Source organism: Ruegeria sp. Alg231-54, from assembly GCF_900143525.1.
Classification (GTDB): Bacteria; Pseudomonadota; Alphaproteobacteria; order Rhodobacterales; family Rhodobacteraceae; genus Ruegeria.
In genome coordinates this window covers 508,770-525,689 of record NZ_FREZ01000001.1, presented here as the reverse complement: position 1 = coordinate 525,689, position 16,920 = coordinate 508,770, and the positions used below count along the sequence as shown (strand labels likewise).

Annotated in this window: 16 protein-coding genes and 1 pseudogene; 10 read left to right on the top strand and 7 right to left on the bottom strand. The window is 57.3% G+C overall.

Features of this window, described 5'->3' with window-relative positions; all coding sequences use genetic code 11:
• Window positions 1–116: 116 nt before the first annotated feature.
• Complete coding sequence (locus tag DHN12_RS02680) at window positions 117–1,022, bottom strand: DMT family transporter (protein WP_108858760.1); 906 nt, start codon at window positions 1,020–1,022, stop codon at window positions 117–119.
• Window positions 1,023–1,119: 97 nt separating this feature from the next.
• Window positions 1,120–2,679, bottom strand: a complete 1,560-nt coding sequence (gene guaA, locus DHN12_RS02675; protein WP_108858759.1) for a glutamine-hydrolyzing GMP synthase — start codon at window positions 2,677–2,679, stop codon at window positions 1,120–1,122.
• Window positions 2,680–2,770: 91 nt separating this feature from the next.
• On the opposite strand from guaA, the gene DHN12_RS02670 reads away from it, so the two are divergent.
• Both DHN12_RS02670 and DHN12_RS02665 read left to right on the top strand, forming a co-directional pair.
• Complete coding sequence (locus DHN12_RS02670; protein WP_108859086.1) at window positions 2,771–3,211, top strand: GNAT family N-acetyltransferase; 441 nt, start codon at window positions 2,771–2,773, stop codon at window positions 3,209–3,211.
• A 133-nt stretch (window positions 3,212–3,344) separates the two neighbouring features.
• On the top strand, window positions 3,345–4,889 hold the full coding sequence (locus DHN12_RS02665) for a trimethylamine methyltransferase family protein (RefSeq protein WP_108858758.1): 1,545 nt from the start codon (window positions 3,345–3,347) through the stop codon (window positions 4,887–4,889).
• Here the strand turns inward: DHN12_RS02665 and DHN12_RS02660 are convergent, their stop codons facing one another.
• Complete coding sequence (locus DHN12_RS02660) at window positions 4,890–5,177, bottom strand: DUF6477 family protein (protein ID WP_255415448.1); 288 nt, start codon at window positions 5,175–5,177, stop codon at window positions 4,890–4,892.
• Window positions 5,178–5,429: 252 nt separating this feature from the next.
• Between DHN12_RS02660 and DHN12_RS02655 the strand changes: the two are divergent.
• Window positions 5,430–6,509 (top strand): annotated as a pseudogene (locus tag DHN12_RS02655) (DUF6456 domain-containing protein).
• A 79-nt stretch (window positions 6,510–6,588) separates the two neighbouring features.
• On the top strand, window positions 6,589–7,512 hold the full coding sequence (locus DHN12_RS02650; RefSeq protein WP_108858757.1) for a hydrogen peroxide-inducible genes activator: 924 nt from the start codon (window positions 6,589–6,591) through the stop codon (window positions 7,510–7,512).
• Between the two features lie 47 nt (window positions 7,513–7,559).
• Here the strand turns inward: DHN12_RS02650 and DHN12_RS02645 are convergent, their stop codons facing one another.
• Complete coding sequence (locus DHN12_RS02645; RefSeq protein WP_108858756.1) at window positions 7,560–8,108, bottom strand: peroxiredoxin; 549 nt, start codon at window positions 8,106–8,108, stop codon at window positions 7,560–7,562.
• A gap of 263 nt (window positions 8,109–8,371) precedes the next feature.
• On the opposite strand from DHN12_RS02645, the gene lipA reads away from it, so the two are divergent.
• Window positions 8,372–9,322 (top strand): lipoyl synthase, encoded by a 951-nt coding sequence (gene lipA / locus DHN12_RS02640; RefSeq protein ID WP_108858755.1) that lies wholly within the window; start codon window positions 8,372–8,374, stop codon window positions 9,320–9,322.
• Window positions 9,319–10,473: an amidohydrolase gene (locus DHN12_RS02635; RefSeq protein ID WP_108858754.1), complete on the top strand. Its 1,155-nt coding sequence runs from the start codon at window positions 9,319–9,321 to the stop codon at window positions 10,471–10,473. The genes lipA and DHN12_RS02635 overlap by 4 nt, the downstream gene beginning before the upstream one ends.
• Window positions 10,474–10,489: 16 nt before the next feature.
• Here DHN12_RS02635 and hpt read toward each other — a convergent pair whose 3' ends face one another.
• Window positions 10,490–11,032 (bottom strand): hypoxanthine phosphoribosyltransferase, encoded by a 543-nt coding sequence (gene hpt / locus DHN12_RS02630; protein WP_058271886.1) that lies wholly within the window; start codon window positions 11,030–11,032, stop codon window positions 10,490–10,492.
• A gap of 71 nt (window positions 11,033–11,103) precedes the next feature.
• Between hpt and DHN12_RS02625 the strand changes: the two genes are divergently transcribed.
• Together DHN12_RS02625 and DHN12_RS02620 are read left to right on the top strand one after the other, a co-directional pair.
• Window positions 11,104–11,550, top strand: a complete 447-nt coding sequence (locus tag DHN12_RS02625) for a type II toxin-antitoxin system RatA family toxin (protein ID WP_108858753.1) — start codon at window positions 11,104–11,106, stop codon at window positions 11,548–11,550.
• 37 nt (window positions 11,551–11,587) lie between these two features.
• On the top strand, window positions 11,588–12,883 hold the full coding sequence (locus tag DHN12_RS02620; protein ID WP_108858752.1) for an MmgE/PrpD family protein: 1,296 nt from the start codon (window positions 11,588–11,590) through the stop codon (window positions 12,881–12,883).
• Here DHN12_RS02620 and pyrC read toward each other — a convergent pair.
• Window positions 12,880–13,917, bottom strand: coding sequence for a dihydroorotase (pyrC, locus tag DHN12_RS02615; protein ID WP_108858751.1), 1,038 nt, complete (start codon window positions 13,915–13,917; stop codon window positions 12,880–12,882). The two genes, DHN12_RS02620 and pyrC, sit on opposite strands and share 4 nt — an antisense overlap.
• Before the next feature lie 154 nt (window positions 13,918–14,071).
• Here pyrC and DHN12_RS02610 point away from each other — a divergent pair, with 154 nt between their 5' ends.
• Together DHN12_RS02610 and DHN12_RS02605 are read left to right on the top strand one after the other, a co-directional pair.
• Window positions 14,072–14,980: a MoxR family ATPase gene (locus DHN12_RS02610; protein ID WP_108858750.1), complete on the top strand. Its 909-nt coding sequence runs from the start codon at window positions 14,072–14,074 to the stop codon at window positions 14,978–14,980.
• Complete coding sequence (locus DHN12_RS02605; RefSeq protein WP_108858749.1) at window positions 14,980–16,236, top strand: VWA domain-containing protein; 1,257 nt, start codon at window positions 14,980–14,982, stop codon at window positions 16,234–16,236. The genes DHN12_RS02610 and DHN12_RS02605 overlap by 1 nt, the downstream gene beginning before the upstream one ends.
• A gap of 3 nt (window positions 16,237–16,239) precedes the next feature.
• On the opposite strand, the gene DHN12_RS02600 is transcribed toward DHN12_RS02605, so the two are convergent.
• Entirely contained in the window at window positions 16,240–16,740 is a 501-nt protein-coding gene (locus DHN12_RS02600; protein ID WP_082637106.1) for a hypothetical protein, read from the bottom strand.
• Between the last annotated feature and the right edge of the window lie 180 nt (window positions 16,741–16,920).

Genomic DNA, 16,920 nt, shown 5'->3' with positions numbered 1-16,920 from the left:
CCTCCCTCTAGGTCTCCTGAAGGTCAGCGCCTGTTGATATGTGGTGCGGACTGACCTGCATTGTGGTGCTCGATGTTTTCTTGAGCTTTACCTTATCGTCAACTGGTGACCGTGCGTTACTTGTGTTGAGTGTCGCGTAGAGGTGTTGCCAAACTGTTACGATTCTCGGCGTGAACGTTCAGGAAAATACCTACGAAAATTACCGCAGCGCCTAATAGGGTCCAGTGATCCAGCGATTCGTGATACAGAACCATACCTATGACCGCGATTGTGGGCAGGCGTGCAAAGTCAAACGGCACCACAACGGTTGCCGGGGCAATCGCCAGCGCATTTGTGATGCAGTAATGCGCCAGCAGCCCGGCCAGTCCCACCAGCAACAAAAACGGAGCTGTGCTTGCCGAGGGCAGGGTGATTTGTCCGTCGATACCCGATGCGATCAGCCCCAGCACGGCTTGCATTACTGTCAGCCAGAACATGATGCACCCGATGCTGGCAAAACGAGTGAGGGACTTTGTCGATATCGTTGTTAAGGCAAAGAAAACAGCGGACATAGCAGCGGTCATCACACCTGCACTGAGAGGCACGGTGCCCGGCCGGGCGACCAGTAGAATTCCGGCAAATCCGATCAGCGCCGATAACATGCGCACGGTCGTCAGGCGCTCTTTCAATAGAAGTGGAGACAGCAGTATGACCCATATGGGCTGCGTAAACTCCAGCGCAAACACCTGTGCCAACGGAATGACGCTGACCGCATAAAACCAGAGGTTTTGCCCGGTGAAATGCAATACGTTCCGGATGCCGTGCAAGCCGATCCGTTCGGTCGAAACCTGGTGCCACTTTCGAGTCAGAGTCAGGATCAGGGCGACCACGCAGATGCCGACGAGGCTGCGGTAGAACATGATCTCGAACGTGTCGTGGGTCACGCTCAGTTCGCGGCCCGCGATTGCCATGGACGAGAATGAGGCAATCGCCCCGGTCATCCAGAGCGCTGCCTTGCCGATCTGTGGTCTGGCCGTTTCCATCCGGGGGCCTGTAGATTTTGGTTATACCAAATTGATTGCTATCGATTTTTTCACGGCGTGAAAAACAAAAAAGCCGGGACAGAGCCCGGCTTTCGCATTATTCCCACTCGATGGTTCCGGGTGGTTTTGATGTGATGTCATAGGTGCATCTGTTGATGCCTTTGACCTCGTTGATGATCCGTGTGGCCGTTTCGCCCAAAAACTCATGGCTGAACGGGTAGTAGTCTGCGGTCATGCCATCCACCGATGTCACCGCGCGCAGGGCACAAGCGTAGTCGTAGGTGCGACCGTCGCCCATGACGCCCACCGTGCGCACGGGCAGGATGGCCACAAATGCTTGCCAGATGTCATCGTAAAGGCCGTGCTTGCGAATCTGGTCGATATAGACCGCATCCGCTTCGCGCAGGATGTCCAGCTTTTCACGGGTGATCTCACCGGGGCAGCGAATCGCCAGACCGGGACCGGGGAAGGGATGGCGACCGATGAAGCTCTGGGGCAGGCCCAACTCGCGACCCAGCGCGCGGACTTCGTCCTTGAACAGCTCGCGCAGCGGCTCGACCAGTTTCAGGCCCATCTTTTCGGGCAGGCCACCAACGTTGTGGTGCGATTTGATCGTGACCGAGGGGCCGCCCGAGAATGACACCGATTCAATAACGTCTGGATACAGCGTGCCTTGCGCCAGAAACTCTGCACCATCGATGGTGTCAGCGTGTTTCTGGAACACGTCGATGAACAGCTTGCCAATGATCTTGCGTTTGGTTTCGGGGTCGCTTTGACCTTCGAGTTCACCAAGGAACAGATCGCTTTCGTTCGCGTGGATCAGCTGGATGTTGTAATTATCGCGGAACATGCCGACGACTTCTTCGGCCTCGTTCTTGCGCAGCAAGCCATGGTCCACGAATACACAGGTCAGCTGATCGCCGATTGCCTCGTGGATCAGGATCGCCGCGACCGAGCTGTCGACACCACCGGACAGACCGCAGATGACCTTTTTGTCGCCGACCTGCTCGCGGATCTTTTCGATCATTTGTTCGCGATAGGCACCCATGGTCCAATCGCCCTTGAACCCGGCAAGTTTGACGAAATTTTCATACAGTTTTGCACCCATGGGGGTGTGGTGCACTTCGGGGTGGAACTGAACCGCATAAAAGTGACGGTCGCTGTCCGCGGTGATCGCGAAAGGTGCGTTGGGGGAGGTGCCGTAAACGGTGAAGCCGGGCGCGATTTCGCTGACGTGATCGCCGTGGCTCATCCAGACTTGTTCATCGCCATCAGTGAACCAGCCGTCCAGAATATCCAGCTTTTGGTTGGGGGTCACAAACGCGCGGCCGAACTCGGCCGTGCCGTGTCCGCTTTCAACTTTGCCGCCCAGCTGGTGCATCATCACCTGTTGGCCGTAGCAGATACCAAGGATTGGAACGCCGTAATCAAAGATCTCTTGCGGTACACGGGGCGAACCCTCACGTGTAACGCTGTCAGGACCGCCCGAGAATATCACGGCCTTCGGGGCCATTTCCCGCACAAAGTCCATCGTGACTTTTTGATAGGGGTGGATTTCGCAATAGACATTCAGCTCGCGCAGGCGGCGCGCAATAAGCTGCGTAACCTGGCTGCCGAAGTCGATGATCAGAAGGCGGTCATGGGTGTCTTGGGTCATGGTTGGCTATTAGGTCGCAAGCCTTGCATGTGCAAGCGCTATGACGTCATTTGTGCAATTGTGCCTCAGGATAGTACAGAAAGAGCGCGAGATGCCCGAGATCATACTACGCCGCGCAAGAGCTGCTGATACCGAAGCCGTCACAACCTGCATTGCGGCGGCCTATGCGGAGGCATTGCGCGATATTCCTGATCTGCCCGATGTCACGGACGGCGTTGGCGACGACATCGCCGCGCATCAGGCCTGGGTTGCCACGAAGGATGAAGACATCATCGGGTTTATTGTTTTTGACCGGGTTGATTCTGCGATGATGATCTTTAACCTCGCCGTCTCGCCTAAGGCACAAGGGGCAGGGTTGGCGAGGCAGTTGATCGAAATAGCTGAACAAGAAGCCAAGGGAACGGGCACCGCTAAGCTCAGGTTGCGAACGCATAAATTGATGCAAGCGACAGTCTCCATGTACCTATACATGGGGTGGCACGAGAAAGAGGTAAGCGGAAAGACGATCCTGATGGAGAAGGAACTTTCCTGATCAGAGCAAGTGCCTGACGGTTTTGGTTCCTGCGGATGTCGCTTTTCCCCCTATAGCGCCGTAAATTAGATGCTTTGCCCCAAATGCTTGCTGTAACAAACTGATCAAATCAATCAATAGACGGGATCTTCTCATGGCAGAGGCAAACACCCGGCGTCGGGCAAGAGGTGGCGGTGGCGCCGCCCGCCGGGCCGAACGTACCGCGGTTCGCATCGAAACGGCGAAATACATCGAACGGAATATTCCGAACTTCGAGGTTCTCAACGAAGAAGCGTTGGAAATCATCGAAACCAATGCGGAAACCATTCTGGCCGAAGTCGGCGTGAACTTTGTCGACAACCCAGCCGCGTTGCAGCGCTGGAAAGATGTTGGCGCCGATGTCGATGGTGAACGCGTCCGCATTCCGCGCGGTTTGGCGCGTCAGCTGATCAAAACCGCGCCCAGCGAATTCACGCAGCATGCCCGAAACCCCGAGAAATCGGTTGTCATCGGTGGCCGCAATCTGGTTCTGGCCCCGGTGTACGGCCCGCCCTTTGTGCGGGACGCGCAAGGTGGCCGTCGCTATGCAAACATGGAAGATTTCAACAAGTTCGTGAAACTGGCGTATATGTCCAAGTGGTTGCACCATTCGGGCGGGACCGTGTGCGAGCCGACAGATATTCCGGTGAACAAGCGTCACCTTGACATGCTGATGGCGCACATGACCTTGTCGGACAAGCCGTTCATGGGCTCGGTCACCGATCCCAGCCGTGCGCAGGATTCGGTTGAGATGTGTGAGATTCTGTTCGGCAAAGAGTTCGTTCAGGAAAACACGGTGATGACCTCGCTGACCAACATCAACTCGCCGATGACCTTAGACGACGTGATGATGGGCGCGCTGGAAGTTTATGCGAAGAACAATCAGGCCTGCATCATCTCGCCCTTTATCGTGGGTGGTGCGATGGCGCCGGTTTCGATTGCAGGGACACTAACGCAGGTTCTGGCCGAAGTTCTGGCTGGTGTCGCTTATAGCCAGATCATCCGTCCGGGTGCGCCTGCGATTTTCGGTGCCTTTGTGTCATCGATCGATATGAACTCTGGCGCGCCGACATTTGGTACGCCCGAGGCTTCGATGGTTACCTACGGTGCGGGCCAGCTGGCGCGACGTCTGAACCTGCCGTTCCGCTCGGCCGGGTCGTTCTGCGGCTCGAAACTGCCTGATGCACAGGCGGCTTATGAGACCGCAAACTCGCTGAACATGGGGCTGATGGCTGGCGTGAACTTTATGCTGCATTCCTGCGGCTGGCTTGAAGGCGGTCTTGTTGCAGACTTCGAAAAGTTCGTCATGGATGCCGACCAGTTGGGCGTTTTGCACGGTCTGGCCAAGGGCGTGGCCTATGATGAAAACGCGCAGGCGATGGATGCGATCCGCGAGGTTGGCCCTGGCGGTCACTACCTGGGCTGCGCCCATACGCAGGAGAATTTCAAAGAAGCGTTCTGGAAGTCCGAGGTCCTGGATTACAAACCCTTTGAGACCTGGGAAGACGAAGGCGGGCGCGACACGCGCCAATTGGCCACGTCGCGGGTCGAGTATCTGCTGGCCAATTACCAGCAACCGCAACTCGACCCCGCCGTCAACGAAGCATTGAACGCATACGTGGCGGAAAAGAAAGCATCCATGCCGGATGCCTTCACCTGATCATTGATATTGCGCGGCGCGACTGGCTTTGAACAGTTGCGCCTCGCCCAACAGTGCGATCAGCAGGTCCAGATGGCGGACCAGCGAATAGGCGGCGTCTTCGGCCAGCCTTTGGGCGTTAACCTCTCGTTCCAATTCCAGCAGACGAACCAGCGCAGACCCAGTGCCGGGCAGTGATCCGTATCCCAGAACACGCTGAAGATGCCGGTCCCGATCATACTCCTGCGCCCCAATTTTAGCGGCCCGTGCCAACAGGCGTGGGCGGCGGAGCGTTGTAATCATGGTCATCAGGTCCTGCAATTCGGTGATCCCTTGGTTGAACAGAAGATAGCCATTTGGCACACAACCTAAGTGAGTGTTGCCTTGTGTGGGTTCTCTCCGAACTCTGACTTCATGAGTGTTTATGATTTTGAATCAAATCTGGTAGTTGTCTCTCCCGGTTAACGAACGAGTAACGAAAGCGGCTCTAGTTAGGATTGGTTAACACATTCACCGGGGGCGATTGAGAACCGATTGTTTTGTCGACGAGGGCAAGTGACTATGCAAGAAAACATGGCTTTCACCATTCCGGCTTGGGTGCCTGAAGGGGCGCAGAGATACCTGGCGCATACCGAAACCGGTCAATCGATCCGCGATATCGCGCGTTCTGTGGGGTGCCATGCGTCAACCATACTCAGACAGATCCGCCGTATTGAAATGCGCCGCGACGATCCTTTGGTGGATGCTGCCTTGCAGTCCCTGGCAGAGGTCCATTTTTCGGAAACCGAAGGTCAGGCTGGGTCCGCAAACGAACCATTGGGCGCACAGTCAGAGGACACGGCCAAGGATAAGGAGTTCAACCGCGAAGCCCTTCGAATACTGCGACGCCTTTGTGAGTCCGGTGCGGTCCTTGCCGTGGCGGAAGAGATGGGCAAGGCGGTGGTCGTTTGCGACACGGGTGACAGCGGCGCCACCAGAACCGCAGTCGTGGAATGCAAGATTGCGCAGGCGTTGGCGCTGAAGGACTGGATTTCATGCGACAATCCCGGACGTATCTCTCGCTATCTCATCTCGACATCCGGGCGCTCGGCGTTAAGCCAGTTGGTTGCCGACGCCGAAAACAAGGCGCGCGCCAGAAACGAGTTCGGAATGTCCGAAGCGCAAACGCCATTTCAAACGCAGATGGGGCAAAGCCGGGATGGATCACCACGCCGCGCCAAACGTATGCGATACAGTGCGGCCGAAAGCCCTCTGATCGCTCTGGCGCGCAGGCGGGACCGGGACGGTTAACCCTTCCTAGACGAAACCCTCGTCGGCGCCGGCGAGCGTCTACGTGAAGACTTTGAGCTGGCGCAGATTGGTCCTCAGGTCGCTCAAAATTGGGATCATTTTCTGACCGCAGCGGGACGGGGAAGTTTCCGTACTGACACATTTGCGGGGCAAGGTTCCTCGGACGCGCGTGACCGGGTCGAGCGCGCCCTATCTGACCTCGGGCCGGGGCTGAGCGACGTGGTGCTGCGCTGCTGTTGCTATCTTGAGGGGTTGGAGCTGGCCGAAAAACGTATGGGTTGGTCGGCGCGGTCGGGAAAAATCGTTCTACGCATCGCCCTGCAACGCCTCAAGCGCCATTACGAAGATTAGGCAGAGAAAACTCGCCTGATTGGGTGGAAGTTCCATAATTCACAGTTGAGGTTTCAGGGGGTAGTGATAGGAATTGCCTATGAATTTTACCCTCAGACAGCTTCAGTATTTCAATGCGGTGGCGGATCAGCGCAATTTTGGTCGTGCGGCGCAGGTCTGCCATGTCTCACAACCCGCGCTGTCGGTTCAAATCAAAGCGTTAGAAGAGACCTTGGGCGGGCCGCTGTTCGAACGTCAGGCCCGCGACATACTGCTGACGCCGTTGGGGCGCGACGTGCTGGACTACGCCCGTCAGGTGCTAGGCGCGGCAGACAGGCTGGACCAGTTCGCAAAGGATCATTCCGTTGGGCATCGGTCTTTGGCGATTGGAATCATCCCGACGATTGCGCCTTATCTTTTGCCTGGTGTGCTTGCCGGGCTGCGCACAGCCGACGTCTCCTTGCGGGTGCAGATCCGCGAGGCACGGACCGAGCGCTTGCTGGCTATGCTGCGGGCCGGGGAAATCGATGCTGGTGTGATGGCCTTGCCGGCCGGTGGCAGCGAATTGTTCGAATTGCCGCTTTTCGAGGATCGCTTTCTGCTTGCCGGAAGCGCGGGGCGGCTTGGGACAGTACACTCAGACCCGGATGCCTTGCGCCCGGTGGATCTGCAGACCGCGCAGTTGATGTTGCTGGATGACGGACATTGCCTGACGGATCAGGCGCTTGAGGTCTGTGGTCAGGACAGAAGCAGCGGTTTGATCAATATGGGGGCGTCCTCACTGGCGACTCTGTCGCGACTGGTTGCCGAAGGGTTTGGCCTGACACTCATGCCTGAACTCGCGGCGCGCTCGGAAACCGAAGCTGTTCCGGGGCTCAAGCTCATGCGGTTCGGGGCACCGCAGCCTGCGCGGACGGTGGGTTTGGTCCGGCGCCTTTCGACAGGACATGAAGACTGGTTCGACAGTCTGGCGGAAGTCATCCAGCGTGTTGGCGAAGATATCGTAACCGCGACCCGTCATTAAAAAAGGCCCGCCAAAGGCGAGCCTTTGATACGTCAGCCTGACAATTCTTATGCCAGTGCCGGTTCTTTGGCTTCTTCCAGGTGCTTCATCAGGGTTTCCGGGGACGAAACGCCATAGGGGTCTTCGGGGCAGTTATCCATCAGGCCGGGCTCTTCGAACCAAGCTTCGACTACACCATCGGTTACGATGGCAGCGTAGCGCCACGAACGCATGCCAAAGCCCAGGTTTTCCTTGTCGACCAGCATGCCCATTTTGCGGGTAAATTCGCCCGAACCGTCAGGGATGACTTTGACGTTTTTCAGGCCCTGATCCTGTGCCCATTTGTTCATGACAAAGCTGTCATTCACGGACATGCAGTAGATTTCATCGATGCCCTTGGCAGTGAAATCGGCATACCCGTTTTCGAAACCGGGCAGTTGGTAGGTCGAGCATGTGGGTGTGAACGCACCGGGCAGGGAAAACAGGATGACGCGCTTGCCTGCGAAGTAATCCGCGGTTGTTTTGTCTTCCCAACGGAACGGGTTGGATCCTTCGATCGCTTCGTCGCGGGCGCGGGTGTGGAAGGTAACGGAAGGCAGTTTTGCGCCGGTTTTCATCTACGGGCTCCTGTGATTCACATTAGAATTAATGGAGACTTAAAACAGTTCTAAACCGCCTTCAACGTTAGAAATGCTGCAATTGCGATATAACTTTAAGTGGCGGTAAACGAAATTAAATCTGCCTTGAGTGTTTGAAGTGCGGGGCCGTATTCTGCGAGTGCAAACCTATCGTGCATGGCGGGTATACCCGGGTGGCATAGTCTGCGCGGGCGTATTATGTTAGGGCAAAGCAAATTGACCCAAAGTCAGGAAAGCCAGCCGTGCGTGATCTGAAGATCCCAGAACAACGTCATCCCGAAAAAGCGCATCGTCCAGACAATGCGCAGCCAAAAAAGCCCAAGTGGATACGCGTCAAGGCACCCGGCGGTAAGGGTTATGCCGAGACGCACAAGATCATGCGCGAGAATAACCTGGTCACTGTCTGTGAAGAGGCCGGATGCCCGAATGTCGGCGAATGCTGGAGCCAGGGCCACGCCACCATGATGATCATGGGCGAGATCTGCACGCGCGGCTGTACCTTCTGTAACATTGCAACGGGTCGTCCGGACTCGTTGGATGCGTTTGAACCAGGACGCGTTGCGCATGCGGTCGAAAAGCTGGGGCTGAACCACGTCGTGATCACATCCGTAGACCGCGACGATCTGAAGGATGGCGGGGCCGATCATTTCGCGCAGACGATACGTGCGGTGCGGCACCGGTCTCCGAAGACGACCATTGAAATCCTGACACCCGATTTCCTGAAATGTGACTCTTCCGTTCTTGAGACTGTCGTCGAGGCCAAGCCGGACGTGTTCAACCACAATCTGGAAACCGTACCCGGCCTGTACCTCGAAGTGCGTCCCGGTGCGCGTTATTTCCACTCTTTGCGGCTGTTGCAGCGCGTCAAAGAGCTGGACGCGTCAATCTTTACTAAATCAGGAATCATGGTCGGCTTGGGTGAGAATGAGCAAGAAGTCCGGCAGGTCATGGATGACATGCGCGCCGCCGATATCGACTTTCTGACCATCGGCCAGTATCTGCAGCCCACGCCCAAACACCATGGTGTGGATCGGTTCGTGACGCCGGAAGAATTCGCATCCTACGAAAAGGCGGCTTATGGCAAAGGGTTCCTGATGGTGTCCGCGACACCTCTGACCCGGTCGTCCTATCACGCGGGGGATGACTTTGCCCGGTTGCGTGAGGCTCGCCAGAAAAAGCTGGAACAGGGGTGACACCCGAAGCGCACGCGCGGCTGACACGCCTGCGCCACGACCTGCATCAATATCCCGAACTTTCCGGGCAGGAGCGCGATACTGCTGCTCGCATGACAGAGCTTTTGAAGGGCTTCGGTGCGGACCATGTGCTTACCGGATTGGGGGGGCACGGCGTTGCTGCGGTTTTTGACAGTGGGCAGGTTGGGCCAACCGTTGGCATCCGGTGCGAGTTGGACGGGCTGCCGATTCAAGAACTTGGCACGCACCAATATGTGTCGAAGGTTCCGGGCAAAGGGCATCTGTGTGGCCATGATGGGCACATGGCGATGGTGCTTGGCGTTGCGGAGGACCTGGCGCGTCAACGACCCCAAAAGGGTCGGGTGGTTTTGATCTTTCAACCGGCTGAAGAAACCGGGCAGGGCGCCATCGCCTTTCGCGCGGACCCCCAATTCGGGCAAATCGCGCCGGACTATGTGTTCTCTCTGCACAACCTGCCGGGATTGGAACTTGGTGCAGTTGAGTTGTGTCAGGGTTCGGCCAATTGCGCCTCGCGCGGGATGAAAATCATCCTGACCGGCAAGACGTCCCATGCGGCTGCGCCTCAGGATGGGGTTTCACCTGCTCGGGCAATGTCTGAATTGATGTTGCAACTGGCAGGTTTGGGCGCGGGCGGCGCGTTGGATTCCGATTTTGCGCTGACAACTGTGACGCATGTCCGTTTGGGAGAGCCGACTTTCGGCGTCGCTCCGGGAAAGGCCGAGATCTGGGTGACCTTGCGCACCGTTTCAGACACCCGGATGCAAACGCTGATGACTGAGGCCGAAGCGCTGGCGCGCCGCGCCGCATCCGCCGACAGTCTGGGGGTTGAGATCACCTATGACGATGTCTTCGAGGCCTGCATCAATCACAGTGACGCGGTGAGCATCATCGCAACGGCCTGCGCCGAGCGTGGAATACAGTGCCATTCAACAAAGACGCCGCAAAAGTTCTCAGAAGATTTCGGGCAATTCGGCAAAGGCGCGAAGGCGGCGATGTTCTGGCTGGGCGCGGGGCAGGGTCACCCGCAATTGCATAACCCCGACTATGATTTCCCGGACGCGTTGATACCTGTTGGAACCGGGGTTTTCCTGTCGGCTATCCGGCAGGTTTTAGGCGACGCCCAAGCCTGATCAGATGTTGCCCGGTTCAGTCTTCGACAAATCGAACTTTGCCGATGAATGGCAAGTTGCGATTGCGCTGCGCGTAGTCGATCCCGTAACCCACAACAAATTCGTCCGGAATTTCAAAGCCGATCCAATCGGAACGGAAATCGACCTCACGCCGGCTGGGTTTGTCCAGCAAGGCAATGGACTTAAGTCGGCTTGGCTTACGACTGCGCAACAGTTTTGTGACGTGGTTCAGCGTGTGGCCGGTGTCGACGATATCTTCGACGGCTAAAACATCGCGCCCTTCAATCGCACCGCGTAAGTCTTTGAGAATACGTACTTCCCGGCTGCTTTCCATCGCGTCTCCATACGAGGATACTTCGAGGAAATCGACCTCAATCGGCAGGTCCAGTTCGCGCACCAGGTCCGCGATGAAGACGAAACTGCCGCGCAGCAGGCCGACCACGATCAGCTTGTCGGTATCTCCGAATTCTGCCGTGATTTCGCGGCATAATTCCTCGATTCGGGCTGCAATTGCCTTGGCCGAGATCATCGTATCTATCACATATGCGCGGTCGCTCATCGCTGCCCCCTTGATCTTTGGCGCGCAACATACGACATGACGCGCCATTGTCACCTGAAAAACCGGACGCCATGCCTACTCATTCGGAAACACGTCACCTACCTTACACTGCGCAGCAGATGTACGAGTTGGTCGCGGACGTGGCAAAGTACCCCGAGTTTCTGCCGTGGTGCGCAGCCGCCCGCATTCGTCGAACCTATGCGGCGGGTGAGGCGCAGGTCATGGAAGCGGATCTGGTGATCTCGTTCAAAGTGTTCCGCGAGCGGTTTGGCAGCCGAGTAACATTGTTTGCCGATCAGAAAAGAATCGACACTGAATATCTGGACGGCCCATTCAAATACATGAAATCCAACTGGCAATTCGCTGACGCCGATGATGGCGGATGCAACATCACTTTCCACGTGGATTTCGAATTCAAGAACGCCATCCTGCAAGGGATCATCGGCGTGGTCTTCAACGAGGCTATGCATCGGATCGTTCAGGCCTTTGAGACCCGCGCAAAGGACTTGTACAGCTAGGTCTTTACCCCGGGTTGGCGGTCGCTAGACTGCGCCCATGACCGATTTTACCACATCACTGGCAGCCTTCGCGGCGGGGCCTATCACGACGACTTTGCAGACGCGGGTCGTTACGTCTCTTTCTGTTTTGGACTGGATTGCTGTCGGGCGTGCCGGAGTTGATGAGCCTGTTTCCCGGACAGTGCGCGACCTCGTGCTTGGCGAAGGGGGTGCGGAACAAGCGCGCCTTTTTGGTGGAGGTGGGGCACCCCTGCGTGGTGCTGCATTGGTAAATGGTACCGTGTCGCATGCCCTGGATTATGACGACACGCATTTCGCCCATATCGGGCATCCATCGGTTGCCGTCCTTCCGGCGGCGCTGGCCATAAGCGAATGGGACGACCGTATTCTGGTCGATTTCCTTGAGGCCGCACTGGTTGGGATGGAGACGTCCATTCGGATCGGTCTCTGGCTGGGGCGTGATCACTATCAGGCGGGCTTTCACCAGACAGCAACGTCTGGCGCGTTTGGTGCAGCTGTCGCTGCAGGGCGCATACTGGGGTTCGACGTCGAACAGATGCGAAAAGTTCTGGGCCTGACAGCGACTCGGGCTGCCGGTCTAAAGGCGCAATTCGGAACGATGGGAAAACCTTATAACGCGGGTCTTGCGGCCTCTGCCGGGGTTGAGGCAGCTTTGTTGGTAGCATCGGGATTCGATCCCAATTCAGACGCGCTGGAAGGGTCCTATGGATTTGGCGCGACACATAAAGGACAGTCTGACATTGCAGCCTCATTGGATGGCCTGGGTGCGGAATGGCTTTTTGAAAGCGTCAGTCACAAGTTTCATGCCTGTTGCCACGGATTGCACGCCGCGCTTGAGGCTGCACGCGACCTTGATATTGCCGAACCGGAAGTCGCCGAGATCAAGATCAAGACGCATCCAAGGTGGATGAGCGTCTGCAACCAGACTTCCCCGACAACTGGCCTCGGTGCCAAGTTCTCATATCGGACGGTGATTGCGATGCAGGCGCTTGGCTATGATACGGCCCTGCCGGGCAGCTATTCGGACAAGATATGCGCAGACCCGCGGCTAGTATCCTTGCGGGACCGCGTCTCTGTCGAAGCGGATGGCAGTTTGTCAGAAACGCAGGCGCAGCTGACCTTGTTGCGTCGGGATGGGGCAAGGCGCGAGGCCACTCATGACCTGTTGGCCCCGATGACGCTGTCGGACCGTGAGGATCGCGTGCGCGGCAAGGCCAACAAGCTGATCGGAACAGATGACGCGGACGCGATCTGGTCGATGCTGCGCACCGGAGGCCGCGCCCGCGATTTGTCTGCGTTGCTAGCGGGTTAAGTCACGCGCCAGTGTAGCGGGAAACCCGGTTCAAACACTGTGACCGGACCTTCGTCGCAGTCGATCTTTTCCGGGTATTCTACCGGTTCGCCTTTGGTCAGGGTGATCGTCTCCTCGTTCACCGGAAGGCGATAGAAGGCCGGGCCGTTCAGCGAAACAAAGCCTTCCAGCTTGTCCAAAGCGCCCTCGCGGTCAAACATCTCGGCCACAAGTGACATTGTGTTGGTCGCCGTGAAACATCCCGCACACCCGCAGGCCATTTCCTTGTTGGCGTCGGTGTGGGGTGCGCTGTCAGTACCCAGGAAATACCGCGCATCGCCCGAAGTTGCAGCCGCCAGCAGAGCCAGTCGATGTTCTTCGCGCTTGGCGACAGGCAGGCAATAGTAATGCGGCTTGATTCCACCAACGAGGATATGGTTGCGGTTGATAATCAGGTGGTGTGCCGTGATCGTTGCACCCAGATCCTTATCATTGGATTTGACATAATCGACACCGTTCGCGGTCGTTATATGCTCCATAACCACGCGCAGGCCGGGTGTGGCCTTGCGGATCGGATCCAGAACACGGTCGATGAACACAGCTTCGCGGTCGAAGATGTCGATCTCGGCGTCGGTGACCTCACCATGCACACACATGGGCAGGCCAATCTCGGCCATCTTTTCCAGCACCGGACGCACTTTGTCGAAATCCTGCACGCCCGAGGCAGAGTTGGTCGTCGCGCCGGCCGGGTACAGTTTGACCGCTTTGACCAAACCGCTGGCATGGGCTGCTGCCATATCATCGGGGTCGGTATCTTCGGTCAGGTATAGGGTCATCAACGGGTCGAACGTCATACCTTCGGGTAGCGCGGCCAATATGCGGTCGCGATAGGCGGCGGCCTGATCGCCGCGCACGACGGGCGGCACAAGGTTCGGCATAATGATCGCGCGGGCAAAATGACGCGCGGTTTCGGGCAGGACGGCCTGCAACATCGCGCCATCGCGCAGGTGCAGATGCCAGTCGTCGGGGCGGCGGATCGTGAGGGTATCGGTCATGGCCTTCCGCTAGCACAGCGGACCCGGCGGTGAAAGACCTTCAATACGGTCCCAGACCTTGTCAATCAGTCCGATCGTCGTAAGTCCCGGAAAGAACACGGCCTTGACGCGCGCGAGCGCCCATGAACTGTTGTGGCAAGGGAGAGATCGAAACATGACACAGCCAGATTCCATCGACGCCGTTCAATCCATGTTGGGTTCACAGGGCTATGTCTGCGGGCGTGCGCTGGCGACGGTGGTGTTCCTGTCCCTGAAACTGGGCCGACCACTGTTTCTGGAAGGTGAGGCCGGGGTAGGCAAGACCGAGATCGCCAAGGCCCTTGCCGCCGGTCTGAACCGGCGCCTGATCAGGTTGCAATGTTACGAAGGTCTGGATGCCTCTTCTGCTGTTTATGAATGGAATTTTCCGGCGCAGATGGTGGCGATCCGCACGGCCGAAGCCTCGGGCGGGGCGGATCGGGGTTCATTGCAGACCGAGCTATTCTCGGACGAGTACCTGATTGAACGCCCGCTGCTGCAGGCGATGCGTCCGGATGAAAACGGCGCGCCGGTTCTGCTGATCGACGAGCTTGACCGTACGGATGAACCCTTCGAGGCCTTTCTGCTTGAAGCGCTTAGCGATTTTCAGGTCACAATTCCTGAACTGGGCACGGTCAAAGCACCGGAAGCGCCCATCGTTATCGTCACCTCGAACCGCACACGTGAGGTGCATGATGCACTAAAACGACGCTGCCTCTATCATTGGGTCGACTACCCCGATTTCGACCGCGAGATCGAAATCCTGCACGCGCGCGCGCCGGAAGCTGCCGAAGCGCTTAGTCGTGAGGTCGTGGCCTTTGTTCAGCATCTACGCACCGAAGACCTGTTCAAGAAACCGGGTGTGGCTGAGACGATAGATTGGGCCAAATGCCTGCTTGCGCTGGACGTCATCAACCTTAGCCCCGAAGTCATCGGAGATACTCTGGGTGCGATCTTGAAATACCAGGACGACATCCAGAAATTGCAGGGGTCCGAGGCGAAACGAATTCTGGATCAAGCCAAAGCGTCGCTGGAACCAGCCTGATGGCTGAACAGCTTCCGATCGACATTCCGGACAACCCCAAGCTGGCGCAAAACATCACTCATTTTGCGCGGGCGTTGCGTAAGGCCGGGTTACCGATTGGGACGGGTCGAGTGGTGGATGCCATTCGCGCGGTGCAGGCGGCGGGGTTCACGGAAAAACAGGATTTCTACTGGACATTGCACGCCTGTTTCGTGAACCGCCCGGAGCACCGCACTGTATTTGCGCAGGTCTTTCGCCTCTATTGGCGTGACCCCCGATATCTTGAGCACATGATGTCCATGATGCTGCCGGCCATTCGCGGCGTACAGGAAGAACGCAAGGCTGACGCGGCCGAAAAGCGCGCGGCCGAGGCGTTGTTGGACGGGGTTGAACCTGATCTGCCCGAGGTGGCTGAGCAGGAAGAAGAAACCGAGTTAGAGATCGACGCCTCGCAAACGGCGTCCTCCGAGGAACGTCTGCGCAGTCTGGACTTTGAGCAGATGAGCACCGCCGAGATCGCGCAAGCCAAGCGCATGCTGTCGCGGCTTGGTCTGCCGGTGAAGCCAATAGAATCCAGACGTGGTCAGGCTAGCCATCTGGGGCATCGCATCGACCGGGCGCGGACATTGCGCGCGGCGATGCGTCAGGGTGGAGAGTTGCGCGATATTGCTAAGCTCAAGCCGAAACCTCGATGGCCCAATCTTGTCGTGCTTTGCGATATCTCGGGGTCGATGAGCCAGTACAGCCGGATCGTCCTGCATTTCCTGCATGCGGTGTCGAACGCCAAAGGGGCAGGCTGGGCCAAGGTTCACGCATTCACCTTTGGGACGCGTCTGACGAATATCACCCGTCATCTTCAGCAGCGCGACGTAGATGCCGCACTGGCCGCCGCCGGGGCTGAGGCTCAGGATTGGGAAGGGGGAACGCGGATTGGCGAGTGTCTGCACGCGTTCAACCGCGATTGGTCGCGGCGGGTCATGGGGCAGGGTGCTGTGGTTCTATTGATCTCGGACGGGCTGGATCGCGGAGACCCCGAGGCGTTGGGTAAAGAGATGGAGCGTCTGCAACTGTCCGCGCGCCGACTGATCTGGTTGAATCCATTGCTGCGATGGGATGGGTTCGCGCCCAAAGCGCAGGGCGTCGCGGCCATGCTGCCCCATGTGGACAGTTTCCGTGCCGGCCATTCGATTGCGTCGCTGGAAGATCTGGCTGCCGTCATCTCAAAACCCGATGACGTGGGTGAGAAAGCGCGGTTGATGATCGCGCTTTCCGACTGAGTATCAGCTCAGCTGTTCTTCATTACACTTGCGCGCCATTTCCATGGCCTTGTAAGTGCCAGTCAAGTCAACGGTAAAGGCGAATTCCTTTTCCGGGAACACAACCATGACTTTCTGCTTGGCCAGGTCGTCCGCGAACTGAGGGTCGTCGGACAGGACGTAACCACCCGAATAACCTTTGGTGATGTTACCCTTCATTCCGGTCGCTTCGCCGACATAGATATTGTCGCCCAGCAGGACCGCCACGGCTTCTTTCTCGCCGCGCTTGATATCGGTCTTGGCTTTGGTGAACACGCCAACATAGCCAACACCACGATCTTCGGTCAGGCCCATCTGAACGACGTTTTCAGCGTCATCAACAGCTTCGATCAGGCAGGATTTCTTGTCCTCGTCAATAAATACTTTCCAACCTTCAACCTCGCCATAACGCAGGAACGTGTCTGCGGATGCAACGCTTGCAGTGAACAGGCCAAGTGCCATTCCGAGTGTAAAAATGCGTTTCAACTCTCTGTCTCCATTGTCAAAAATTAATATGCGCATACTGGAATGCAGCAGCTACGCATGTAGGCTAGAATCTGGACTGGGTGCAATCAATGATTTGTGGGCTACCTGGTAATCTGGGCTTGTATACGCCGATGCAATTCTGAGTTTAACAGACAAGCCGAACATCCGGTATTCGCCTTA